Genomic DNA, 24,717 nt, shown 5'->3' with positions numbered 1-24,717 from the left:
CCTTGAATTTCAATTCATCTGACGTCGAACGCCGTGAGAAAGCGATCGACGGCGCGTGTGATGGCCTCGGTCGGGTTCGCGGGGCAGGGGACCTGATAGATGTGCTGGCGGATGCCGATATAGACGATGCCGCCGTGCAGGTTCCACAGATCCTCCATCTGGACCTTGTCCGGATGACGGGACGCCGCCTGCATTTCGGCCAGCAGGGGGATGAAGATGACCTGCCGCAAATGATCCAGATAGCGCCGATTCAATTCCGCGCCTGCCAGACCCGAGAACATGAAGATCCGCATCCATTCATACTGAAAGATCAGCTTGCTGTAGGCGTCGTAGAACTGCAGCACGCGGTCGCGGATTGACCGGTCGCGGTCCGTCAGAAGGGTCGGCCAGTCGTCGGACAAGCGGTTGAGGTAGACGTGTTCATAGACCGCTTCGAGCAGGTCGGATTTGGAAGCGAAGTAGTTGAACAGCAGGGACTGCGTGACGCCCAGCCGTTTGGCCAGGTCACGCGTGTTGCCGTCAAGCCCGACGTCGGCAAAGAACGCCACGGCCCCGTCCACGATCTGGCGTCGACGCTCGTCTGGGGGTAGGCGGCGGCGGTCTGGGGCGGTCTCGTTGTCCATGGTCGCTCCTTGATACGATCGGCCCAAAAATACCACTTGCAATGTTGTGCCAACTAATGATCGTATGATCAATAAGGTTGATCGATTGATCAACAATCGTGCTGGAGGGCGCGACGCGAACGGGAGGAGGGATGCGGTGAAAGCATCGGTTGGTGGCTATGCCCGCGCTGTGGATTTGCGTCATGCGCTGGATCTTCTGGCGCAGGGCGATGGAATGGCGCGCGTGCTGGCGGGCGGGCAAAGTCTTGTCGCCGCGATGAATATGCGTCTCAGCACCGGCGACCTGCTGGTCGACATCAATCATATTGCCGCGCTGAAAGGTGTTGCGCGCGAAGGCGACCGTCTGCGGATCGGTGCCCTGACCCGACATGCTGAAGTGGCGAGCGATGCTCTGATCGCGCAACATGCACCCTTGTTGCGCAAGGCAACGGACCTGATCGCCCACGCTGCGATCCGGAATCGTGGCACCATCGGCGGCGCCTTGGCCCATGCGGACCCGGCCGCTGAATTTCCCGCGTGCGTGCTGGCGTTGGATGCGACGATCCATGTGAACGGACCGGACGGCGTGCGTGACATTCCCGCCGCTGATTTCTTTACCGGCGTGTTCGAGACGACGCTGCGCGAGGGCGAAATCCTGACCGCACTCAGCCTGCCAGTGGCCGAGGAGGGCGAGCGTCAGGTGATCCATGAACTGGCCCGCAGGTCCGGCGATTACGCTCTGGCAGGGCTCTGCGTCGTGCGCCGCAAGGCAGGGCACCGGATCGTCTGCATCTCGGTCGGGACGCACCCGGAACTGGCGACGGCGGCGATGGACAAGCTGGATGGGGGCGATGTGGCGGGCGCGGTCGCAGCCCTGCGCGACGCCCTTGACCCGCCGTCCGACACGCAGGCCAGTGCCGCCTACCGCCGCCATCTGGCCGGCGTTCTGCTGGAACGTGCAATCGCCGACCTGAACGGAGAGTCCGCATGACCGCCACTTTCACCGACCGCATCGACATCGCCCTGACCGTGAACGGCGAGGCGGTCGAGGCCCGCGTGCCGGCGGGCCGCCACCTCGTGGATTTCCTGCGCCTCGATCTGGGGCTGACCGGGGCGCATGCCAGTTGCGAACACGGCGTCTGCGGGGCCTGCACCGTGCGGGTCGACGGGCAGGCGGTGCGCGGCTGCCTGATGCTGGCCGCACAGGCCGACGGGGCAGAGGTCTGGACGATCGAGGGCCTGAGCGACAATGGCAGCGTCAGCGACCTGCAGGCCGCCTTCGTCGCGCGCAACGCGCTGCAGTGCGGCTTCTGCACGCCGGGCATGCTGGTCGCCGCCGCCGATCTGCTGGCCGTGGGCGGCGTGCCCGACCGGGCCACGATCCGCGAACACCTGTCCGGCAACTATTGCCGCTGCACCGGATACGAGGCGATCGTCGACGCGATCGAAAGCGTCGCACAGGCGCGCGCGGATGGAGGGGTGGCATGAATTCCCCCTTCGGCAACCCGGACCGGCCCAACAGCTATATCGGCAAGACGGTGCCGCGCCCGAACGCCAAGCGTCTGGTGCAGGGGCGCGGGCAATACGTTGATGACATGGTGTTGCCGCGCATGGTGCACGTCGCCTTCGTGCGTAGCCCCCATGCCCATGCGAAGATCACCGGGATCGACGCGACCGGGGCGCTGGCCGTCAAGGGCGTGCTGCGGGTCTTCACCGGGGCCGAGATTGCTGCGGTCTGCACGCCTTGGGTCGGCACACTTGCGCACCTCAAGGGGCTGAAGTCGCCGCCCGAGCACGCCATCGCCGTGGACCGCGCCTGCTGGGTCGGCGAGCCTCTCGCCGCTGTCGTGGCCTCGACCCGAGCGGCGGCAGAGGATGGCGCAGCGCTGGTCGACGTCGACTACGAGACCTTGCCAGAGGTCACCGACATGATGACCGCGCTGGACGAGGCGACGCCGGTCCTGCACCCGGACATGGGCGACAACCTCGCCTTTCAGCGCCAGCACGACGAAGGCGACGTGGATGCGGTCTTTGCTGCCGCGCATACCGTGGTCGAGGCGCATTTCCAGACCGGGCGACATACCGGCGTCACGCTGGAACCGCGGTCCATCCTCGTTGACTGGAACCCCGGCGAAGGGCAGATGACCGCCTGGCACGCCACGCAGGCGCCCCACATGATCCAGGTCGTGCTGGCGCAACACCTCGACCTGCCGGAATCCCGCGTCCGGGTAGTTTGCGGTGACGTCGGCGGGTCCTATGGCATCAAGGTCCACATCTATCCGGACGAGATCGCGACCGCGGCCATCGCCAAGATCATGGCGCGGCCGGTCAAGTTCATCGCCGACCGGCTGGAAAGCTTCACCACCGACATCCACGCCCGCGATCACGAGATCTGGGGGCGCATCGCGGTGGACAAGGACGGCAAGATCCTCGCCTTCGACATCGACGACTGGACTGCGATCGGGGCCTATTCTGTCTATCCCCGCACCTCTGCCATCGAGGGCAATCAGGTCGTGAACCTGTGCGGCGGGCCTTACGACTTTAAGGACTACCGTGCCAAGACGACTGTCGTGTTTCAGAACAAGACGCCGACCAGTCAGTATCGCGCCGTAGGCCACCCCATCGCCGTCACCGTGACCGAAGGTCTGGTGGACATGGCGGCGGCAAAGCTGGGCATGGACCCGGTGGAAATCCGCCGTCGCAACCTGTTTGCCGACGACGCCTATCCTGCCGTGTCTCCTGCCAAGATGCGGTTCGAGGGGCTGTCGCATCATGCGAGCCTCGACAAGCTGATCACCTTGATGGACTACGACGCCCTGCGCGCCGATCAGGCCGAGGCAAAGGCGCGTGGCGTCGTGCGTGGTATCGGGATCGCGAGCTTCATCGAACTGACGAACCCGTCGCCCTTCATGTATGGCATCGGCGGTGCGCGGATCTCGGCGCAGGACGGCTGCACCGTGCGGATGGACCCGGACGGCAGCATCGTCGCCGCGTCGTCGGTCACCGAGCAGGGGCAGGGGACCGAGGCCATGCTGTCGCAGATCGTTGCCGAAGGCGTCGGTGTCCTGCCCAGCGCGGTCCGCATCATCACCGGTGACACCCAGTCCACGCCCTACGGCGGCGGCACGTGGGCGTCTCGCGGGGCAGGCATCGGCGGTGAGGCGGCGTTGCAGGCCGCACGCGCCCTGCGCGGCGCCATTCTTGAGGTCGCAGGCGCGATGCTGCAATCTGCGTCCGACACGCTCGACATCCGCGACGGCGCGGTGGTGGACATGGCCGACGGGGCCGACCGCATGCCGCTCGCGGAATTGGGCCGCATCGTCTATTTCCGGGGCGACACCTTGCCCAAGGGGCTGCCGCGCGAGTTGGTGCAGACCCGGCATTACACGCCCGCCGACTACCCCTTTGCCTTCACCAACGGCGTGCAGGCGTCTTACGTCGAGGTCGACACCGACACCGGCGCCGTCACGCTGCTGAAGCACTGGTGCGTCGAGGATTGCGGCCGCGTCATCAATCCGCAGCTGGTCGACGAACAGATCCGGGGCGGCATCGTGCAGGGGCTGGGCGCCGCCCTGTTCGAAGAACTGCATTACGATGCCGAGGGGCAACTGCTGAACGGGTCGATGGCCGACTATCTTGTGCCGATGGCCGGTGAAATGCCCGACATGATCATCGCCCACGTCGAGACGCCGACGCTGGAAAGCGACCTTGGCGCAAAGGGCGCGGGCGAGGCGGGGACGGCAGGCGCCGCCGCTGCCGTGATGAATGCGATCAATGACGCACTGCGCCCGCTGGGGGGGGAGGTGACGGCAATGCCGTTCACACCCGAGCGGGTGCTGCGCGGACTTGGAAAACTGACAGACTGAACCGGGCCAACGCGCCCACAAGGGAGGAACATCATGACCATCAGGACACTCTTCGCCAGCACCGCCCTGACGCTCTTGGCCGGCACGGCCTTTGCGCAGGACACCGTCACCGTCAACATCGGGTCCAGCCACCCCGAGGCAAACATCTGGGTTTACGCGATGAAGAACGCGTTCCAGCCCGAGGTGGATCGCATCCTTGCCGAAAAGGGTGAGTACAAGGTCGAGTGGAACGAATCCTACGGCGGCACGCTGTATAAATTCACCGACACGCGGGCGGCCGTCAGCGACGGTATCGTCGACGTGGGCATGGTCGGCACGGTCTGGGAAGGGGCGGCGATGCCCTTGCAGAACGTGACCTACTTCACGCCCTTTGCGACCGAGGACCACAAGCTGCTGATCAAGATCTTCGACGATCTCTCTGCCAACCTGCCCGCCCTGCACGACAGCTGGACCGCGCAGAACATGGTGCCGCTGTCATCGCTGATCACTGACAGCTATGACATCTACGCCAATTTTCCGATCAACACGATGGAAGACCTGCAGAACCGCAAACTGAACGCGCCCGGCACTTCGGCAAACTGGCTGCAGGGGACAGGGGCCACGCCCGTCGACGGGGCGCTGACCACCTATTACACCAACATCCAGACCGGCGTGACCGAAGGCACGCTGTCCTTCGCGTCGGGCATCCTGCCGACCCGCGTGTATGAAGTTGCCCCCGACCTGACCCGCGTCGGGCTGGGATCGATGTATTTCGGCGCGATCGCCGCGAACAAGGACTTCTTCGACGGTCTGCCGGCCCCGGTGCAGGAGGCGTTCTTGGCCGCGGCCAAGGTGACCTCTACCGCTCATGGCGACTACGTCACCGAACTCGCGACCAAGGCCATGACCGAGATGCAGGCGGCCGGCCTTCAGGTGCATGAACTGGCACCAGAAGAAAAGGCCAAGTGGATCGCCAATCTGCCTGACATCGTGGCCCCTTGGCTGGAGCAGACCGGCGAGGACGGCATGACCGTGCTGGCCGCCTATTTCCAGGCACTGCGCGACAATGGCGTGACGCCGGGGCGCGACTGGGACGCGAACCGCTGAACCTGAACGACGGCCCGCGCCCCGCACGCCGGGGCCGGGCCAATACCATGACATGGTGAGGGCGATGGCAGAAGAGACCGAGATCAAGACAGATTCCGCCCCGTCCTTTGCCACGGCTCCTGTCGGGGCCGCGTTGGGCAGCGTGGCAAACCTGATGTCCGCCATCGGCACCATCTGGATCGGATTGATGATGGTGATGATCGTGTTCGACGTGATCGGGCGCAACTTCTTCAACGCGCCGATCACCGGGGTCGCGGAAATTGCGGGCCGATCGGTCGTCGCGATCGTCTTTCTGCAGATTGCCGCTGCCGTGATGCAGGGACGTCTGACCCGCGCCGATTTCCTGATCCGCCGGATCGGCAGCGCCAGCCCCGGTGCCGCGCGCGTGCTGGACACACTTTTCGCGCTGATCGGCGCGCTGGTCTTTGCACTAATCCTCTGGGCGTCCTGGCCCAATACGGTCAACGCCTTCACTACGGCGGAGTTTTTCGGCGTGCAGGGCGTGTTCACCATTCCAACGCTGCCGTTCCGCGCGATTACGGTGCTGGGCTGCGCCGTGGCGTTGCTGGCCTGCCTCTACCGTGCCGCGATGATGTGGCGCGCGCCGGGCGGTGCCGCATGACGACCCTGACGATCGGTTTTCTGCTGATCGCTCTGCTGGTCGGACTCGTCCTGCTGGGGCTGCAGATCGCCTACGCGCTGTTCGCGGTGGGCTTCCTCGGCATCTGGATCATCCGCGACAACAGCGGACTTGCGTTCAAGATGCTGGAACTGACCGCCTATAGCGGCATCGCGGATTACCTCTTTGCCACCATCCCGCTGTTCGTGCTGATGGGCCTGCTGGTCAGCGTCTCCAACGTAGGCCGCGACACTTTCGAGGTGGCAGAGGAGTTGCTGCGCCGCGTGCTATGCGGTCTGGGTGTCGCGACCGTCGCCGCGAACACGATCTTCGCCGCCGTCACTGGCGTCTCCATGGCGTCTGCGGCCGTCTTTACCCGTGTCGCGGTGCCCGAGATGACACGGCACGGCTACCGCCCGGCCTTTGCCGCAGGGACCGTCGCGGGCAGTTCGGTCCTGGGGATGCTGATCCCGCCCAGCCTGCTGCTGATCATCTACGGCGTGCTGGCCGAGGTCAGCATCGGCGGCATGTTCATCGCGGGCCTGATCCCCGGCGTCCTGCTGGCCGTGGGCTTTGTCGTGATGCTGATGGGCGTGTCTGTTGCGTTTCCGGGGTTCGTCTATACCGATCCGGCCGCAGCCCGCGCCAAACGGCTGGATCGCACCGGACCGAACATGTCAGCCGGCACCATGTTCGCCAAGCTGATCCCGATCATCCTGCTGGTGATGCTGGTGCTGGGCGGTCTTTATTCCGGCTTCTTCACACCGACCGAGGCGGGCGGAATCGGCGCCTTTGGTGCGCTGGTCATCGCGCTCTGGCGGCGCAGCCTTGGTGGCGGCAAGATGTGGCTGGTGATGAAGCAGACAGGCGCGATCTCTGTCGCGATCCTCGTCCTGCTGATTGCTGCCAGCTATTATTCCCGCATGCTGTCCATCGCGGGCCTGCCCAATGCCATCGCCGACCTGGTGCGGGCAGGCGGATTTTCCCCGCTGGGTTTCCTGTTCTTTTATGCCGTCATCATCCTTGCGATGGGCATGATCCTCGACAGCACGTCGATCCTGTTGATCATGGTCCCGATTGCGGCCCCGATCGCGCAGGGCCTTGGCATCGACCTCAGCCACTTTGGCATCATCACCGTGCTGGCGGTCGAGATCGGATTGCTGACACCGCCGTTTGGCATTTCCGTCTTCACGGTGCACAACACGCTGAACGATCCCGATGTCACGGTTGAGCAGATATTTGCCGCCACGCTGCCGTTCATCGGAGTCATGCTGCTCGTGCTGCTCGTCGTCGCGCTTTTGCCGGCAACGGCGACAGCACTGCTTTGACCGATGTATTGATCGGGTTCTAAAATCAAATGGTGTCTGCCAGATGAGCCGTCGCGACGTCCGCTGACGCCAAGTTTGGCGTGCGACGCATCGTCATGGTTTCGGCACCCTCTGGCTGGCCGACGTCTGGCTTCCAGTTGGCCGCAGTTTGACTGGTAAGGGGCTGGAAAAGGGCCGGGGGAGTTCTTTGTCGAGCAAAAAAAATCCAACGGCATCAAATTTTTAGGCTTGGGCGGGACGTGAACGTTCGCTGCGATTTGCACAGAGGTCTGCTTTGCGGACGACAGGGCAGTGCCGGGCAGTGCCTGACTGATCGCGGCAATATCACGAATTTGAGCCGTCATCGGGATGTGATGTGCCAAAGAGGCGATGCAATCGAAAGTGTTGCTGCATAAATCGCATCACCGGTCTTTGACGATCCGATCATGAGGACCCGCGCCTTCGGCTCCCTTGACTCTGAAACGGCGCGCGACGACCTGCTCAAGATCGTCGATGAAGGTATAGACCACCGGAATGACCAGCAGACTGAGCAACGTGGATGTCACCAGCCCCCCGATCACGACCGTCGCCATGGGTTGGCGGAAGCTGGGGTCGCCCTCGACCAAACCAAGTGCGGCGGGCAGCATGCCGGCCGACATGGCGACCGTGGTCATGACGATGGGCCGCGCGCGCTTGTGACAGGCGTCGACCAGCGCGTCGAAGCGGTTCATGCCGGTCTTGCGCGCCTCAAGCGCGTAATCGACCAGCAGGATCGAGTTCTTCGACACGATCCCCATCAACAGCAGCAGCCCGATAACCGCCGGCATCGAGAAACTGGTGCCAGTCACGACGAGCGGAAACAGCGCCCCGCCAAGGGCCAGTGGCAAAGCCGTCAGGATCGTGACCGGTTGCAGGAAGTCGTTGAACAGCAGAACCAGCACCGCGTAGACGCAGAAGATGCCCAGTGCCATGGCGGTCGCGAAGTTCGTGAACAGTTCCGACTGCTGCTTGATGTCGCCCTGTTCGACAAGGCTGACGCCTGCGGGCAGGGTCTGGTAACTGGACAGTCGGGCCACCTCTGCATTGACGTCCGACAGGCCGCGTCCGTTCAATTCGATCGTGACGGACACGTTGCGGGACCGGTCAAGGCGGTTGATTTGCGACGGTGACGACCCCATCGACACGTCGGCGATGGCACCGAGCGTCACATTTCCGTCGACCCCTGCCACCGGCAGTTGCTTGATCTGCTCAAGGCTTTGGCGCGCCTGATCGTCCAGCGTGACCCGGATCGGAATCTGTCGTTCTGGCAGGTTCAGTTTCGACAGTGCCGAGTCGTAGGCACCGGAGGTCGCGACGCGGATCGCGTCGGAGATGCCTTGCGACGTCACGCCGTAGGACGCCGCGACAGCGAGGTCGGGTGTGATGACGATCTCGGGCGACTGGATGGACGCGGAGGAGGTGACGTTGCCGATCCCCTGAATGTTGGCGCGCACCTCCTCTTCCAGATCGGTGGCGGCCTGTTCCAGCGTGTCGGAATTGTCGCCGGCCATCGTGATCTGAAGCTGCGTGCCGTTGCCGCCCGATCCGACCTCGATCCGGGCACCGGGGATGTCCTGCACCGCTTCGCGCAGGGATGCCTCGATTTCGGTCTGGGTCACGTCGCGGTCGTCGATGTTGGTCAGGTCGACGACGATGGTCGCCGCCGTGACGGAACTGGTCGCGCTGCCACCCCCCATGCCGCCGCTGGACGCGGACCCGGTGGCCTGAAACACCGCCAGCACATGATCGACACCTACGACCGCATCGGACACCCGGCGCGACACGGCGTCGGTTTCCGCGATGGTCGTGCCGGGGGCCGTGGTGATGTTCACCTGCGTCTGGCTGCTGTCGGAGGCCGGGAAGAAGCCCGTCGATAGGTGGCCCAGCATGAAAATGGTCAGCCCGAAGAAAGCGATGACACCCAGCACCGGAATCCAGCGCCGCCGCAAGGCACCCCGGATTAGCGTCAGATAGCTGCGCATGATGATGCCGTCGGGCTTTTCCGCCTCGGGTTTGGCCTGCATCATATAGGCGGCCATCATCGGGGTGATCAGGCGTGCGACAAGCAGGGAAAAGAACACCGCGACCGACGCCGTTATCCCGAACTGCTTGAAGATGATCCCGATGACACCCCCCATGAAGGCGGTCGGCATGAAGACGGCGATCAGGGTGAAGGACGTGGCGATCACCGCGAGGCCGATCTCGTCCGCGGCCTCCATTGACGCCTCATAGGCGGGTTTGCCCATCTGCATGTGACGCTCGATATTCTCGACCTCGACGATGGCGTCATCGACGAGGATGCCGACGACCAGTGACAGGGCCAGCAGAGTCACCGTGTTCAGTGAATAGTCCAGATAGTCCATCACCAGAAACGTCGGGATGATCGACAGAGGCAGGGCGATGGCGGCCAGCATCGTGCCGCGCCATTCCATCAGGAATAGGAACACCACGATCACGGCGATGATCGCGCCTTCGTACAGCATGGTCATGGAGGCGTCGTAGTTCTGCTCCGTCGGCAGGATGGTGTTGTAAGCCTCGGTGATCGTGACCTGCGGGTTTGCGGCGGCGAAGGCTTCGACTGCGGCGCGGGCATTTTCGGTCACCTCGATGTCCGAATACCCGGTCAACCGCTTGATCTGCGCCGCAATCACAGGCTGCCCGTTCAGATAGGCGAGCGACGAGATGTCGGCGTTCGTGTCCGTCACGGTGCCGAGTTCATCCAGCCGCACCCAGCTGCCGTTGGGCAGCGGGATCGGTGTTGCGCGCAGGTCCGCGACGCTTTCGGATGCGGCCAGCACGCGGACGGACTGAGACACGTCGCCAATCTCGGCCTTGCCGCCGGACAGGTCGCGCTGCACGGCGTCCAGTGCGCTGTTCACGTCGGATGTCGACAGGCCGAGACCGTTCAGCAGCAGCGGGTTCAGCGTGACATGAATTTCCCGGTCCACACCGCCCAGACGGCCGACCTCGCCCACGCCGTCGACGGACATCAGCGCCCGCTTCAGGTCGTTGTCGATGAACCAGCTGAGTTCTGCGTCGCCCAGCTTGTCGGAACTGACGACGTAGGTGATCAGCGGCCCACCCGAGAGGGACGACTTGGACACAGTTGGCGCGTTCATCTCGGACGGCAGGTCGCTCCGCGCCTGATCGACGGCGGACTGCACCTCGTCCGCGGCGATCTGTACGTCCTTGCCGACAGCGAAGGCGACAGAGATGTTCACGGATCCGTCGGTGATCGTCGTTGTGACGGAATCGAGTTGCGACAGGCCTGTCAGCTGATCCTCGATCTTGCGGGCGACCTCGGTTTCCAGTTGTGCCGCAGCAGCCCCTTCAAGGCTGGCCGAGATCGTGATCGTCGGCAGCGACATGTCGGGAAAGTTCTGCACGTCGAGCCGGTTGAAGGCCATCAGACCCATGACGGTCAGCAGCAAGAAGGCGAGGATTGGCGGAACCGGATTGCGGATCGCCCAAGCGGACATGTTCATCGGTCGGCTCCTGTCTGGTCATTCGCCGTCTTCAGCGCCGTTTGCGTATCCGCCGCGTCGGCACTCGCTGCATCCTGCGTCACAACCCGCACGACGGACCCGTCCGACAGGAAGGCGCCGCCCGAATGGACGATCTGCGCGTCTGCAGACAGGGCGCTGGTGATCTCGACCCGGTCGCGCTGTCGGCGGTCCGTGTCGACCTTGATCCGCGTGACGGTCGCCCCGTCATCGTTCAGCGCGAAGACATAGGAAAAACCGTCCTGCATCACGACGGCAGAGGCGGGCACCGACAGCGCGGGGCGCAGGCCGGTCTGGAATACGCCGGATATCATGATCCCGGTCTTGGGCTGCGTGTCGCCGTCCGGCGGGGTCAGGGCCACGTAGACGATCACCCGTCCGTTGCTTTCCGATGCGGCAGGCGCGATGCGCCGCACCGTTCCGGTGATGTTTCCAAGCGGCGTCGGCACGATGACGGGTGTGCCGACCTCGACCTGCCGCAACTGCCCCAAGGGGACTTCGGCCTGCCATTCGACGCGGCCATCGCGGACCAGACGGAACAACTCTTGCCCCTCGGCCACGACATCGCCGATCGCCGCGCTGCGGGACGCGACGATGCCGCCTGTGACTGCCGTCACCTGCGTATGGGACAGGTCGAGATTGGCAGACGCAAGTTGCGCCTCGGCAGAGGCGACGTCGGCTTTGGCTTTGCGTTCGGTCGCGACATATTGGGCGGCTTGCTGCTCGGATATCGCGCTGCCGCCGCTCAGCTTTCGGGCGCGGTCCGCCTCTGCCGTGGCCTGATCAAGGGCGGCCTGCGCGGATTCCAGTGATGCCTCCAGCTGCAGGATGTCGTTGTCCAGCGACGTGCGCGACAGGGTGGCGATGACGGCGCCCTCTGCCACGGTGTCACCCACGGCGGCCTCGACCGTCTGGATCATCTGGCCGCCGACCTGTGCGGAAATCACGACATCCTGCCACGCGGCCAGCCAGCCGCTTGCGGTCACCTCGACCGGCCAGTCGGCGGTTTCAGGCGGGCTGACGGTGACGGTCAAGGCGGCGGCTGTCGTCGCAGGCTCTGCCGTGGCCGGGGTGGTCCCGGTATGCGCGACCGTGGGCGACTGTGTCGGGCGCAGGAAATAGACGGCAACGGCAAGCGCGATCAGAGCGATCACGATCAGCAGGGTGATGCGTTTCTTGAACATGTCTCAGCTTTCTGTTGTGGGCGCTGCGGCGGGGGCGACGGGCACCCAGCCGCCGCCGACCGCCTTGTAAAGTGTGATCCACTGGTTCAGCACCGTCTGGCGCTGGATGATCCGGGTGATCCGCGCCGACTGCACCTGCCGGCGTGCATCCTCGCGGTCCAGCAGTGTGGCACCGCCCGCCTTCCAGTCTTCGTCCACCGCGTCGAAATAGTCCTGATATTGCGCGACCAGCCGTTCGGCGCTGTCCAGATTGGACCGCGCGGCGGCCAGACGGGTCAGCGCGCCTTCGACCTCTGCCACGGCGGTCAGGACGGTGGCACGGTAGGTCTCGGCCGCGATCAGCGCCGCTGCGTTCGTCGCGCGGACGTTGGCGCGCGATGCGCCGCCATCAAGGATCGGCAGCGACAGGGCCGGGCCGAACGACCACGACGCAGGGTCTGACAGGCTGACATTGCCGCCAAGGGTCAGGGAGGGGTAAAGCTGTGCCTGCGCAACCTTGAGGTCCAGCAGGCTGGCTGCGAATTGCTGTTCGGCGGCGACGACATCGGGGCGCTGGCGCAGCATGTCGGCGGGGACCGACGCGACCCGGAACGCCTTTATGCCGGGCAATCCGCCACCCTTCGCCAGCGTAGCGTCGATCTGCGTTTGCGGCACACCGACGATGCGGGCCAGACCTTGCGCCGCGACCCGGCAGTCGGCTTTCTGGCTGGTCAACGTGATCTCGGCGCTTGCCACATTGGCGCGGGCCAAGGACAGGTCGGCGGCGGCGCTGATGCCCGCGTCCACCAGACTGCGCGATGCGGACAGCGTGTCCTGCTGGGATGTGAGAGCGGCGGCGTAGTCCGTCTCGGCCAGTTTGCAGGCGCGGTAGGTGACGTAGCCATTCGCGACTTCGGCGGCGAGCGAGACATAGCTACCGGCGTAGGACACCTCCTCGGCACGGGCGCGGATTGCATCGGCCGTTGCGGCATTGCGCGTGCGACCGAAGAGGTCAACCTCCCAGCTTGCATCCAGCAGGGCCGCACTGGTCGTCGTGCGCTGGTCGAACCCGACAGCCGTTGTGGTGGCAGACGCCGACCCGTTGACGCCGGGCGCCAGGTTCGCAGCGCTTTGCCCGGCCTGTGCGCGGGCCGCAATGACGCTGGCTGCGGCGCTGCGCAGGTCGGGGCTGTTGGCCTGTGACAGGGCCAGCACCTGCGTCAATTGCACATCGCCCAGGTTGGACCACCAGTTCACGTCCAGCGCAGGCCCACGGGGCAGACCGGCCGCACTGTAATGATCTGACACCTGTTGCGTCGCATCCGGCTGGATCAGCGGGACGCTGCACCCTGCCAGCATGCAGGCACTGAGAATGGTAAGGGCGGTCTTCATCTACAGGCTCCGAAACGCGGTCGGTTTCATATGGCGCGGGCGGATGTTAAGTTGTGTCAAGTTTGTGCAAAGAAGCGAAAAGCTGGCTATCCGGGCCGTGGCAGACCGTTAAGGTTGCCACGAGAGGAGCCTTTCGACCATGACACGCATCCTGTTGATCGATGATGACGCAGCACTGACGGCCTTGCTGGGCGAGTATCTGGAGCAGGAGGGCTTTCAGGTGTCCGTCGCAGGCGATGGCGAGCGTGCCTTGGGCCGCATCGTCGACGCGCGCGCCGACATCGTCGTGCTGGATATCATGATGCCCCGCGTCGACGGATTGCAGGTGCTGCGTCACATCCGGTCGGAAGGCACCGTGCCGGTGCTGATGCTGACGGGACGCGGTGACGAGGCGGACCGGATCACGGGCCTCGACCTGGGGGCCGATGATTATCTGGCCAAGCCGTGTTCGCCTGCCGAACTGGCCGCACGGGTGCGCGCCATCCTGCGCCGCAGCCATAGCGCTGCAGGCGCTGTGACCGAGAATGCGGCCGTGCAGAAAGAAGGGCCGCTGACCATCGACCGGCAGCGCCGCATTGCGACTTGGGCCAATCAACCGATTACGCTGACCGGGGTGGAATTCAATATCCTCGACGTGTTGATGGCGCAGATCGGAAAGCCCGTGTCGCGGTCGGACCTGTCGCAACAGGGTCTGGGCCGTCCCATTGCCGCCTACGACCGCGCGGTGGATGTGCACGTCTCGGCGATCCGGCAGAAGATCGGCAGCTTCGACGATGGCCGCTCTCCGATCCAGAGCCTGCGCGGGATCGGGTATCTTCTTGTCCGGGAGTAACGCGCCATGATCCTGCGGGTCTTTGCCTTCGTCTGGGCGGCCAACCTGCTGACGCTGCTGCTGGTGTCGGTCTTGATCCTGTTCGTGGACGTCACACCGCCGCAAGAGGCGCGGCGCATGGCAGAGCCCGAACTTCTGCGCGAAGAGTTGCCGCTGATCCACGCCGCGTCCGGTGCAGCGGGCGTGCTGACCTTCTGGCAGCAGGTCGCCCCGGCGCATCCGAATGTCCACCTCGACCCGCAAGTGCCCTGCGGTCGGCCCGGGGTCATCGGGGCGCCCGGTCCGGACTGTTTTGAGGTCGTGCAGATCAGCAGCACTGACGCTGTGGTGATGGCCTTGCGCCCGGCGACGCTGCCTCTGTTCCTTGGCATCTGCGTCAGTGCATTTATGGCGATCTGGCTGTCCCGGTGGCTGACGCAGCCGATCAGGGCGGTGAGCCAAGGGCTGCGATCACTTGCAGCGGGCCGGCTGGAGACGCGGATGCAGGGGCGTTTGCGCACGACTAACCAGGAAATTCAGGACCTGGGCCGCGACTTCGACCATGCGGCCGCACGGCTGCAAGCCTTATCGGACGGGCGCAGCCGGCTGTTCCACGACATCTCCCACGAAATCCGGTCGCCGCTGGCGCGCTTGCGTGCGGCCGTGGGACTGATCGAGAAAACACCGGCGCGGGGTGTCGCGCTCGCCGGCCGGATGGAGGGGGACATCGCGCGGCTCGACCATCTCGTCGATGAAATCCTGACTCTGGCCCGGTTCGAGAAAAGCGAGCGGGTCAATTCCTTCCAGACATTCGATTTGCTGGATATCATCGAGAATATCATTGCGGATGCGAAGTTCGAAGGTCGCGCCCGGGGCATCGATGTGCGTTATGCCGGGGCTGACGTCCTTGACCTGCAAGGCGATCCCGAACTTCTGCACCGGGCGTGCGAGAACGTGATCCGCAATGCGCTGAACCATTCGCCGCCGGGGGGCACCGTGATCGTGACGGGGTGCCGCAGCACCGAAGCCATGACACTCGCGGTGGCCGACGAGGGGGCCGGTGTGCCAGAGACTGACCTTGACGCAATCTTCAGTCCATTCGTGCGGCTGAATGCGCAGGCGGATTCCGTCGGTGTCGGCCTTGGTCTGGCAATTTCATATGGTGCAATCAAAGCGCATGGCGGTGCGATTGCCGCGTCGAACATAGACAGCGGTGGCTTCCAAATTACGATCACGATTCCCGTAGACGATAGAAGCCTGAAATAGCTTCGGAACGTGTCGGACATGCTCATCGTGTCAGTGACGAATTGCCCGGCTCGTTGCACGGTCCTAACGGATATTCTTGAAACCGGACACGATGTATCGACGACAAAAGTGCTGATCAGCGGCACGCGCCGGGGCCTGACGCCAAAGCTGAAGACACTGCTGAGGCGACGTGGCCTGCTGCCCGGAAGTTCCCTCGATCTGATGTAGTTTCTGCCCAACCTGAAGGAGCAGACGAGATGAGGAAAAGCTGTTTCACCGAAGCGCAGATAATCGGGATGATCAAAGAGCAGGAGGCTGGTTTGCCGACGGCTGATCTGTGCCGGAAGCATGGCTTGGGTCCTGCCACGTTCTACAAGCTGAAGGCCAAGTATGGCGGGATGGATTTGTCTGACGCCAAGCGGCTGAAACAGCTCGAAGATGAGAACGCGAAGCTGAAACGCCTGGTGGCAGATGTCATGCTGGACAATGTTGTGCTGAAGGATCTCTTGGGAAAGCTCTGACGACGCCGATGCAACGGCGGGACGCAGCGCTGCGGGATCATCAGATCTCTCAACGCCGGGTCTGCGTCCTGATCGGTGTCGAACCGAAAACCGTGCGGTGCGAAAGGCCGCCCGATAACCCGGAGATCCGTCTGGAAATGAACAAGATTGCTGAGAAACGTCGCCGGTTCGGTTATCCCGCTGCCCGGCAGGCGATTGCGCAGCAATCTGCCGAGAGGGGCGCATTGGCGTCCTGCTGGAGCGCGTGGGCATGATTATGAACGAAAAGAAGCTCTATCGGATTTACCGGGAAGAGGGCCTGTCAGTGCGCCGCCGTAGAGGCCGGAAACGGGCGCGAGGCAGCCGCACACCAATGCCAATGCCATTGCGCCCGAACCAGCGCTGGTCCTTGGACTTCCTGTCCGACACTTTCGGGGCCTGTCGCAAATTCCGCATCCTGGCGGTCGATGACGATTGTTGGCGCGAAAACCTATGCTTGGTCCCCGACACCAGCATCTCCGGGGCCAGGGTCGCACGAGAGTTGGATGCACTAGTCCGGATCTATGGGAAACCCGCTTGTATCGTTTCCGACAACGTCCTAGCTCGGGAACAAGACCCCCGCAGAAGCGCGCCGAGCGCTTGAGCTACTTGATGGCACCGCGCCCGGCGCGCTTGCCACACCCGAAACCGACGAATATCAAACCCTAGGAGTCTCGTTATGAACGAGGGACGAACGGGGGGTAGGTCAGAACGCATAGCCAGTCTTCTGGCGCAGCGCCTGACCCGCTCCCCTGAGAGTCCTCGTTTATGAGTTAGCTCTGTTCAGGTTTTGGTCTTCTTCTGACCGGTTAGCATATTCCTGTGGTGTCAGGCCAGCGAGGCTTGAATGCGGGCGGTGAAGGTTGAAGTCGTCGATCACGTTCAGTATCCGGAACCGGCGACCGCAGGACAAGCTGTCGGAAACGAAGTCAAGGCTCCACCGCTGGTTTGGCCCCTGCGGGATTGCCATCGGCGCTCTGGTGCCCAACGCACGTTTTCTGCCACCACATTTTCGCACGGTCAGCCCCTCCTCCTTGTAGATCCGGTAGAGTTTCTTCCAGTTCACAGACTAGCTTCGTGCCGCAGCAGGACATGCAGTCGCCGATAGCCGAACCGCCGGCGTTCCGACGACGGGGCCTTGAGGCGTGCCCGCAGGTCAACGTCTTCCGATCGCAGCGGTGGTCGGCGATAAACGCGCGGATCGATGCCTGCCAAAGCACAAGTCCGCCGCTGCCGGTATTCCTTCTGTGTCATGGCCCAATCCACGGCGCGACGCCGTGCACCGGGCCTCAGAAGTTTTTTCCCAGCATCTCCTTCAGCGTCGACACATCCATCATCTGCTCGGCCAGCAACTTCTTGAGCTTGGCCTTCTCAACCTCAAGCGCCTTCAGCCTCTTCGCGTCCGACACCCCCATCCCGCCGAACTTGGCGCGCCATTTATAGAAGGTCGCATCGCTGACGCCGTGCTTGCGGCACAGATCCTTCGCCCCAAGCCCAGCCTGGTGCTCCTTCAAAATGGGCTATGCTCCGGGGCGTGGTGTAAATCCCAAGGTAGCGCGGGCTGAGTGAAGCCATGCGTAGCTCAGGCGAAGCCCGCGCGGGTTTCTGGGTGGCCATGGACGTTCTCCGTTAGGATTTGGGTTGCAGACCTAACCTACCGATCGAGGAGATCACCCATGACCAAGGATACTATAGCAGAAGCCATGGCGCTGAAGTCGCTTCCTTCAGAGACCGCAGACCATCAAATACTGGCCGAGATGCTGGGTTTTGTCGCCGACCGTTGGATGTCGCTCGACGTGGACCAACTGTGCGGTGCCGGTGCGCATGAGCGCCGTGCTGAGCGGGTCAACCAGCGGAATGGATATCGTGAGCGCCGGTAGGAAACCCGGGCCGGGACCGTCGATGTTCAGATTCCGAAGCTTCGGAAGGGGTCATATTTTCCGGAGTTCCCGGAACCCCGTCGGGCCTCGGAATAGGCAATGACGGCTGTGATCCAGGAAGCCTACATTCAGGGCGTCTCAACCCGCTCGGTCGATGATCTGATGAAAGCGATGGGCATGACCGGCGTCTCCAAGAGCCAGGTCTCGCGCCTGTGCGTCGAGATCGACGAACGCGTTGAAGCCTTCGTTGAGAGGCCACTGGAGGGCGAATGGCCCTATCTCTGGCTGGATGCCACCTACATCAAAGTCAGACGCGCCGGACGCATTGTCAGTGTCGCTGCCATAGTAGCGGTGGTGGTCACTCTGGACGGGCGACGCGAGGTTCTGGGCGTCGCTATTCAGCCCAGCGAGGCGGAGGTGTTTTGGGATGAGTTCCTGCGTTCGCTGGCTGATCGCGGCCGGCGCGGCGTCAAGCTGATCATCGCTGATGAGCATAAAGGTCTAAAGGCCGCAGCAGCAAAGGTGTTAGGGGCTACGATCCAGCGTTGCAGGTTTCACTTCATGCGCAATGCTCTGGCCTGTGTTGGCAAGAAGGACCGTCAAATCTTCGCGGCGGCGCTCAGGACGGCATTTGACGAAGACACACGCGTCGCATCGAAGTAGCACTGGGCGAAGCTGATCGAGGCCTTCCGTCCACGTCACACCAAACTCGCCGAGCTAATGCTGCGCGCAGAAGACGACATGCTGGCCTACAAGACTTTCCCGCAGGCACGTTGGCGGCAAATCCACTCGACCAACCCGCTTGAACGCCTCAACAAAGAGATCAAGCGCCGAACCAACGTCGTTGGCGTTTTCCCCAATGCACCAGCCATCAGACGTCTCATCGGCGCCTTGATGCTAGAGCAGAACGACGAATGGGCGGTCACGCGCCGCTACATGACTCTGGAAACAGTCGCCGCCGTCTGCGAAGATGGTACCATAGACCCGGCGCAAATCGCCGCCCTATAATCCGGCTCAAGTCCGAGCCGGAGAAAAAATTACACCACGCCCCAGAACGCTATCTCAAAATGCCTATGATCTGCTCTTCCGTGAACCCTGATAGCTTCATCGTCTGTCTCCTTTGCAAAGAACAGACTAACCCCAAATCGCGGACATTTCAGGGGAGCAGGTCAATGCGCCTAGCCACGAGCTGATAGATTTTACCCGTCGGATGGTCACAGGCGACAACGAACGCACCGCGTTGCGCAGGGTGGAATTGTAGCGCTTGGGGGTGATCCCGGTGAACCTGACGCCCAAGGGCCATGATGTTCGAACAATGGGACGCAGCCTGGCCCTGTAGACCTAGCCTCTCTGAAACCACGGTCAGGCCGGAAATGACGCTAACGTCCCGAAACTTCGGCATGACAGGTGCGAGATTTCACAAAATTTAATGTGTGACGTGTAGTCCGAAATGACGGATGATCTCATTGCGGTCAGAAGCCCCGCAATCAGTTACTCGAAACAGGTGACATGGCCGCAGTCATACCGCGGTGTTGCCGCGAGCGTATCACAGCGGCAACAGGGTGCTGACGCGGAAGGCGGCGAACGCGAATTGTGCGACGGCGGCACCGCCCAGGACAGCGATGGCAGAGGCCCACATCGCAACCCCGCTGAGACGGTCCAGAACCTCTACCGTGTCAGGCGGCGTTCCAAAATACATGGTCCCCATGATGCGCGCATAATAGAACAATGACGCTGCGGTATTCGCTGCGGCAAGCAAGGCCAGCCACAGGTAGCCGCCCTGCATCGTTGCCAGAAACAGCGTCAGCTTGCCCAGAAATCCGACGGTCGGCGGGATACCGACCAGCGACAGGAATGCCAGGACAAGCGCTGCAGCCGCGATGGGTTGTCGCCGCGCCAACCCGGCATAGTCCGCGATCGCCGTGCGCCCACGCAGGTGCGCCACGACGGCGAAGGCCGCCAGATTGCCGATGGCGTAGCTGGCGACGAAGGCCAGCACCGCCATCAGCGCGTCGGGGCTGAGGCCCAGCACCGTGACTGCCATCAGCAGATATCCGGCCTGTGCGACCGAGGACCAGCCGATCAGGCGACGTACGTCGTCTTGCCAGAGTGCGGCGAGGTTGCCGACCGTCATGGTCAAAGCCGCCATGACGGCGAGCAGAGGGCGCAGTCCCAATGCGTCGGGCGGGACGAGTTGCACCAGCCGCGCCATTGCGATCGCGGCCCCGATCTTTGGCACGACGGTCAGAAAGGCGGCGGATGGGACCGGCGCGCCTTCGGCGACATCGGGCAACCACGCCTGCGCAGGCACGGCCCCCAATTTGAAGGCCACGCCGACGAGCGTCAGGGCGAAGCCCACGAACAACAGGGGCGATGGCGTAACACCCGCCGCGAAGGTCGCCGAGAGTGCGGTGTAGCCACTGTCGCCCAGCAGTCCCAGCACCAGCGCGACGCCCGTCACCAGCAAGGCGTTCGCCAAGGCCCCCATCAGAAAGTATTTCATGCCCGCCTCGACCGACAGGGCCCAGTCGCGGTGCCACGCGGCCAGTGTGTAGCCGGTGACCGATGACAGCAGCACCGCGATCACCAGTTGCAGCAGATCGCCGGCCCCGGCCATGGCCATGGCACCCAAAGCGGACAGCAACAGGATGGTGTAGTATTCGCCGTGGCGGGGGTCCGTGCGAAACCAGCCGGGCGACAGCAGGATGCAGAACGCCGTCGCGAACAGGATCATCAGCCGCGCCCAGATGCTGGCCCCGTCGATGGCCCAGGTGCCGGAAAAGGTAAATCGCGTCTCACCAATTTGCTGCACCAGCAGGGTGGCGGCGACAAGAATACCTGCCAGAGCGATCAAGGCCGCACCCGCCTGCCACCTGCGAGGCGCAAAGGCCGCAAACAGCAGGGCCAGCACCGCGGCGACGATGATCGCGATCTCTGGGGACAAGTCGCCGATTGGCATCACCTATCCTCCGACGATCGCACGGGTTGCGCTGCCGATCAGATCCAGCAGCCAGCGCGGATAGATGCCGATCAGCACGACGAGGAACAACAGCAACGACAGGACGGCCCCCTCGCGGCGGCTAAGGTCGGGAAAGCCTTTCCGCGCGGTCGGCAGATCGCCGAAAAAGACCTGCTGCAAGAGCCGCAGGAACAGCGCGGCCGTGATCAGGATACCCAGAAGGCCGATGGCTGCGATCACGGGGAACACGGCAAAGGCGCCGACGAAGATCTGCACCTCGGCCACGAAACCTGCCAGTCCCGGCAGGCCAAGGCTGGCGAAGGCCGCAATGACGGCGGCGACGGTCAGTTTTGGTGCAACGCCCGCCAATCCGCCAAAGGCGTCAAGATCGTAGGTCTGGCTGCGCGCCCAGAACCCGCCTGCGATCAGAAACAAGGCACCGGTAATCAGGCCATGGGCTACCATTTCGACCACGGCACCGGTCAGGGCAAGGGACCGCGCATTCTCTGCACCGGCCAGCATGGCCCCGGCGGCGGCGATCCCCAGCACGGTATAGCCCATGTGATTGACCGAGGTGTAGGCGATGCGGCGTTTCAAGTTGGTCTGCCCCAGTGCCACGATGGCCCCCCACAGGATCGAGGCCAGCGCGAACAGCGCGATGGGCAGGGCATAGGCGGCAAAGCTTTCGCGCAGCATCTGCAGCGGAATGCGTACCATGCCGTAGGTGCCCATCTTCAGCAGCACGCCTGCAAGGATCGCCGATACCGGGCCGGGGGCCATGACGTGCGCCGGCGGCAACCATGTATGGACCGGGAACAATGGCGTCTTGACGGCAAAGCCCACCATGAAGCCCAGCAGGATCAGCCCGCCGCGCAGGTCCATGCCCGCCAGTGGCTGCGCCGCGATCAGCGCGCGCATGTCGAACGTGATCGGGTCCACAGACAGGACCAGCCCGATGATCGCCAGCAGGATCGCGAGCGATCCGGCCAGCGTATAGATAAAGAACTTCAACGCTGCCCGCTCTGCGCCGTTGTGGCCCCATCGCCCGATGAGGAAGAACATGCCGACAAGGCTCAGATCGAAGAAGACGTAGAACAGCAAAAGGTCCAATACGAGGAACAGGCCCAGCGACACGGATTCCAGAAACAGGAACCACGCGTAATAAGCGATAGGCCGGTCCGGGTTTTCCATCGGCCAGGCAATGCAGGCAATGAACAGCACGCCGCTCATCAGTGACAGGGCCAGCGACATGCCGTCCACGCCCACGCGCCACGCGACACCCAGCGACGGGATCCACGGCACCTCGGCCACGGATTGAAATGCCGGTGCCTCTTCTCCGGTCTTGAACAGCGCCCAAACGATGATCAGGCAGGCGAAGGACAGGACCGATGCGCCGATGGACAGCCACCGGGCCTTTTCATGTCCAAGGCCCGGTGAAAGGACCAGCGCCAGTGCCCCCAGCATCGGGATCAGGATGGCGAGTGTCAGCATGTCAGGCTCCTGCAGCGAGTATGGCGACGACGGCAAAGATGCCGCAGACGATGTAGGCGTAGTAATGATGTGACAGGCCGGATTGCAGGCGTCGTGCCTCGCGTCCCAGCATGCCGGTGATATCGGCCGTGCCTTCGGGTATGCCGTCAGATAGCGCTTCTCCGAAGCGGTCGGCGACCCGGGCCAGCCAGTCGCCAAAGGCGGCGGTGGCGCGGACGCCCTTGTCGACGACCCGGTTGTCCATGGCCGCAATCGCCATTGAACCGCGTCGGGCCAGCGCGGCAACGCCACGGGGTCCGGCATCCAGTATGTCGTCGTCCAAACGTGCGGCAGCGCGTGCCAGCGCATCGAACGGCAGCACCACGCACCGTGTGATCAGCGTCGGCAGGCCAAGCCAATCCGACGCGGCCGCCGCAGCGCCGGTGCGGCCAAGGGCGGGGTTGTGGCGCACGAGGAAGATGCCGGAGGCGACCCCCACAGCCACGCAGATCAGCGAGAGGACGAGGCCCAGCGTGCTGCCTTCGGGCAGGGTGAATCCGGTTGCTGCCGCCAGCGTGTCGGAGAGGGGCGACACCCACAGCAGACCGGTCGCCAGCGTCAGGGCGCCAAGTCCGGCAAGACCTGCGGTTTCCGCCCAACCGGGGGCCGCGATGTCGCGGTCGTCGTCACTGCGACGGCCAAACGCCAAGAGCACGAACCGGGTCGCATAGGCGGCACTGAGGGCACCGCCGATCATGACGCCGACCGAGAGCCAGAAGTCTGCGTGCTCTGCGGCCTTGACGATTTCTTCCTTGCTCCAGCCGCCGCCGGTCAGTGGCAGGCCCGCCAGACCGGCCGCGGCGATCACCGCAAGGCCGGCCATCAGCGGCATGATCTGCCCCAGCCGCATCCGGTCCAGCCGGTAGCTGCCTGTCGCATCGCCAGCTGCGCCGGCGACAAGAAACAGCGGGGCCTTGAAGGTCGCATGAACGATCAGGTGAATCGCCGCCACACCGGGGTAGCCCGCACCGATAGCGACAAACATGAACCCCAACTGGGCAGAGGTCGAAGCCGCCAGAAGGCGCTTGGCGTGGTTCTGCAGGACGCCGGTGACGCCGCCTGCCAATGCCGTCGTCAGGCCGATCGCGATGGTCGTTGCCTGCCACCCCGGGACAACCGACAGGGACGGATGCAGGCGCGCGATGATGTAGGCCCCGGCCGCCACCAGCGTTGCCGCGTGCAGCAGGGCGGATACAGAGCTTGGCCCGGCCATCGCGCGAAACAGCCAGGGCGCGAATGGCACCTGTCCTGCCTTCGATGCGGCGGACAGCAAAATCCCGTAGGCGACGATGAACGACAATGGCCCTGACAGCGTCGCGATCCCGGCATAGTCAAACGATCCGGTCCCTGCAAACAGGGCCATCGCCGCGGCGAAAAGGCCCAGATCGCCAAACCGGGTGACGACAAAGGCGTAAAGACCAGACCGAGGGTTTTCGATGGCGCGCCACTTGTGCGCGATCAGCGCCCACGAACACGCACCGATCAATTCCCATCCGATCAACAACGTCAAAAGATCGCCCGCGACGACGACCAGCTGCATCCCGCCCGTGAACAGGATCATCAGTCCGGTCAGACGCCCGATGCCCTGCGCAGCCTCGTGCTGGGTCGCATGAAACACCACTGCGAGCGCCACTGTCGGCACCATCAGCGCGATGGCGGCCGACAGCGGCGTGAGTGCGGCGGACAGACGGATCGCATCGCTCCAGATCAGTGTCGCGGTCCAGCCCTGTGCAGCGGCCAGCAGCGTCAGACACAGCGTCGCGCCCAAGACCATGACAGCAACCGTGCCCAGCCAGCGCCGCGACCGGTCGCCCATCGCTGCGATCACAGCGCCGGCGACGATCGGAAAAAGGGGGATCAGCCAGAGCATCAGTTCTTCAACGTCTTGATGGATTCGATGACGTCCGCCTGCCGCTTGCGATAGACCGCCACGACCAGCGCAAAGCCGATGGCCAGTTCGACCGCCATCACGGCCATGATCAGGATCGCCAGCAACTGCCCCTTTGGCAAACCGGCAAGGGTATAGGCCCAGAATCCGACGGTCGCCAGAAGGGTCCCGTTCAGCATCAGCTCCAGCCCCATCATCAGCATGACGAAGGACTTCTGCGACAGCGCGCCGAACAGGCCAATGCCGAACAATGCCGCGGCGACAATCAGAAGGGCCGTCAGGGTCATG

The 24,717-nt window shown here is 63.8% G+C and carries 16 protein-coding genes and 3 pseudogenes; 10 read left to right on the top strand and 9 right to left on the bottom strand.

The annotated features are described in order from the left end of the window. Positions 1-14: 14 nt before the first annotated feature. On the bottom strand, positions 15-623 hold the full coding sequence (locus GLR48_RS01535; protein WP_237058082.1) for a TetR/AcrR family transcriptional regulator: 609 nt from the start codon (positions 621-623) through the stop codon (positions 15-17). A gap of 136 nt (positions 624-759) precedes the next feature. On the opposite strand from GLR48_RS01535, the gene GLR48_RS01530 reads away from it, so the two are divergent. From GLR48_RS01530 to GLR48_RS01505, 6 genes are all read left to right on the top strand, one after another. Continuing rightward, positions 760-1,593, top strand: coding sequence for an FAD binding domain-containing protein (locus GLR48_RS01530; protein ID WP_237058080.1), 834 nt, complete (start codon positions 760-762; stop codon positions 1,591-1,593). After that, positions 1,590-2,090, top strand: a complete 501-nt coding sequence (locus GLR48_RS01525) for a (2Fe-2S)-binding protein (RefSeq protein WP_237058078.1) — start codon at positions 1,590-1,592, stop codon at positions 2,088-2,090. The genes GLR48_RS01530 and GLR48_RS01525 overlap by 4 nt, the downstream gene beginning before the upstream one ends. Continuing rightward, on the top strand, positions 2,087-4,468 hold the full coding sequence (locus tag GLR48_RS01520) for a xanthine dehydrogenase family protein molybdopterin-binding subunit (RefSeq protein WP_237058076.1): 2,382 nt from the start codon (positions 2,087-2,089) through the stop codon (positions 4,466-4,468). Before GLR48_RS01525 ends, GLR48_RS01520 begins: the two co-directional genes overlap by 4 nt. 33 nt (positions 4,469-4,501) lie before the next feature. Then, entirely contained in the window at positions 4,502-5,554 is a 1,053-nt protein-coding gene (locus tag GLR48_RS01515; RefSeq protein ID WP_237058074.1) for a C4-dicarboxylate TRAP transporter substrate-binding protein, read from the top strand. A 64-nt stretch (positions 5,555-5,618) separates the two neighbouring features. Further along, complete coding sequence (locus GLR48_RS01510) at positions 5,619-6,176, top strand: TRAP transporter small permease subunit (protein ID WP_237058072.1); 558 nt, start codon at positions 5,619-5,621, stop codon at positions 6,174-6,176. Beyond that, entirely contained in the window at positions 6,173-7,501 is a 1,329-nt protein-coding gene (locus GLR48_RS01505; RefSeq protein ID WP_237058070.1) for a TRAP transporter large permease, read from the top strand. Before GLR48_RS01510 ends, GLR48_RS01505 begins: the two co-directional genes overlap by 4 nt. A 401-nt stretch (positions 7,502-7,902) precedes the next feature. On the opposite strand, the gene GLR48_RS01500 is transcribed toward GLR48_RS01505, so the two are convergent. From GLR48_RS01500 to GLR48_RS01490, 3 genes are read right to left on the bottom strand one after another with little or no spacing between them, the layout of a single operon-like run. Then, positions 7,903-11,004, bottom strand: a complete 3,102-nt coding sequence (locus tag GLR48_RS01500) for an efflux RND transporter permease subunit (RefSeq protein WP_237058068.1) — start codon at positions 11,002-11,004, stop codon at positions 7,903-7,905. Further along, entirely contained in the window at positions 11,001-12,206 is a 1,206-nt protein-coding gene (locus tag GLR48_RS01495) for an efflux RND transporter periplasmic adaptor subunit (RefSeq protein WP_237058066.1), read from the bottom strand. The genes GLR48_RS01500 and GLR48_RS01495 overlap by 4 nt, the downstream gene beginning before the upstream one ends. Positions 12,207-12,209: 3 nt before the next feature. Then, entirely contained in the window at positions 12,210-13,577 is a 1,368-nt protein-coding gene (locus tag GLR48_RS01490) for an efflux transporter outer membrane subunit (RefSeq protein WP_237058064.1), read from the bottom strand. Positions 13,578-13,716: 139 nt separating this feature from the next. On the opposite strand from GLR48_RS01490, the gene GLR48_RS01485 reads away from it, so the two are divergent. The 3 genes and pseudogenes from GLR48_RS01485 to GLR48_RS01475 all read left to right on the top strand — a co-directional run. After that, on the top strand, positions 13,717-14,409 hold the full coding sequence (locus GLR48_RS01485) for a response regulator transcription factor (protein ID WP_237058062.1): 693 nt from the start codon (positions 13,717-13,719) through the stop codon (positions 14,407-14,409). A gap of 6 nt (positions 14,410-14,415) precedes the next feature. Next, positions 14,416-15,654 (top strand): HAMP domain-containing sensor histidine kinase, encoded by a 1,239-nt coding sequence (locus GLR48_RS01480; protein WP_237058060.1) that lies wholly within the window; start codon positions 14,416-14,418, stop codon positions 15,652-15,654. 236 nt (positions 15,655-15,890) lie between these two features. Then, positions 15,891-16,728: pseudogene (locus GLR48_RS01475) on the top strand (transposase); the annotation flags it as partial. A gap of 309 nt (positions 16,729-17,037) precedes the next feature. Here GLR48_RS01475 and GLR48_RS01470 read toward each other — a convergent pair. Continuing rightward, positions 17,038-17,689 (bottom strand): annotated as a pseudogene (locus GLR48_RS01470) (transposase); the annotation flags it as partial. 159 nt (positions 17,690-17,848) lie between these two features. Here GLR48_RS01470 and GLR48_RS01465 point away from each other — a divergent pair. Beyond that, positions 17,849-19,060: pseudogene (locus GLR48_RS01465) on the top strand (IS256 family transposase). Positions 19,061-19,598: 538 nt separating this feature from the next. Here GLR48_RS01465 and GLR48_RS01460 read toward each other — a convergent pair. From GLR48_RS01460 to nuoK, 4 genes are read right to left on the bottom strand one after another with little or no spacing between them, the layout of a single operon-like run. Continuing rightward, the gene (locus GLR48_RS01460) at positions 19,599-21,011 is read right to left on the bottom strand and encodes an NADH-quinone oxidoreductase subunit N (RefSeq protein ID WP_237058058.1); all 1,413 of its coding nucleotides are present in this window, start codon (positions 21,009-21,011) and stop codon (positions 19,599-19,601) included. A gap of 3 nt (positions 21,012-21,014) precedes the next feature. Next, the gene (locus GLR48_RS01455; protein WP_237058056.1) at positions 21,015-22,502 is read right to left on the bottom strand and encodes a complex I subunit 4 family protein; all 1,488 of its coding nucleotides are present in this window, start codon (positions 22,500-22,502) and stop codon (positions 21,015-21,017) included. Position 22,503: 1 nt separating this feature from the next. Then, a complete protein-coding gene (locus GLR48_RS01450) occupies positions 22,504-24,411 on the bottom strand; it encodes an NADH-quinone oxidoreductase subunit 5 family protein (protein ID WP_237058054.1) in 1,908 nt (635 codons plus the stop codon). Further along, positions 24,411-24,716 carry an NADH-quinone oxidoreductase subunit NuoK gene (gene nuoK / locus GLR48_RS01445; protein ID WP_237058052.1) on the bottom strand — a complete coding sequence of 102 codons (306 nt, stop codon included), beginning with the start codon at positions 24,714-24,716 and terminating at the stop codon, positions 24,411-24,413. The genes GLR48_RS01450 and nuoK overlap by 1 nt, the downstream gene beginning before the upstream one ends. Between the last annotated feature and the right edge of the window lies 1 nt (position 24,717).

Origin of the sequence: Loktanella sp. M215 (genome assembly GCF_021735925.1) — a bacterium.
GTDB lineage: Bacteria > Pseudomonadota > Alphaproteobacteria > Rhodobacterales > Rhodobacteraceae > Loktanella.
The sequence above is the reverse complement of the archived record's forward strand: the minus strand, read 5'-3'. Positions and strand labels throughout refer to the sequence as shown.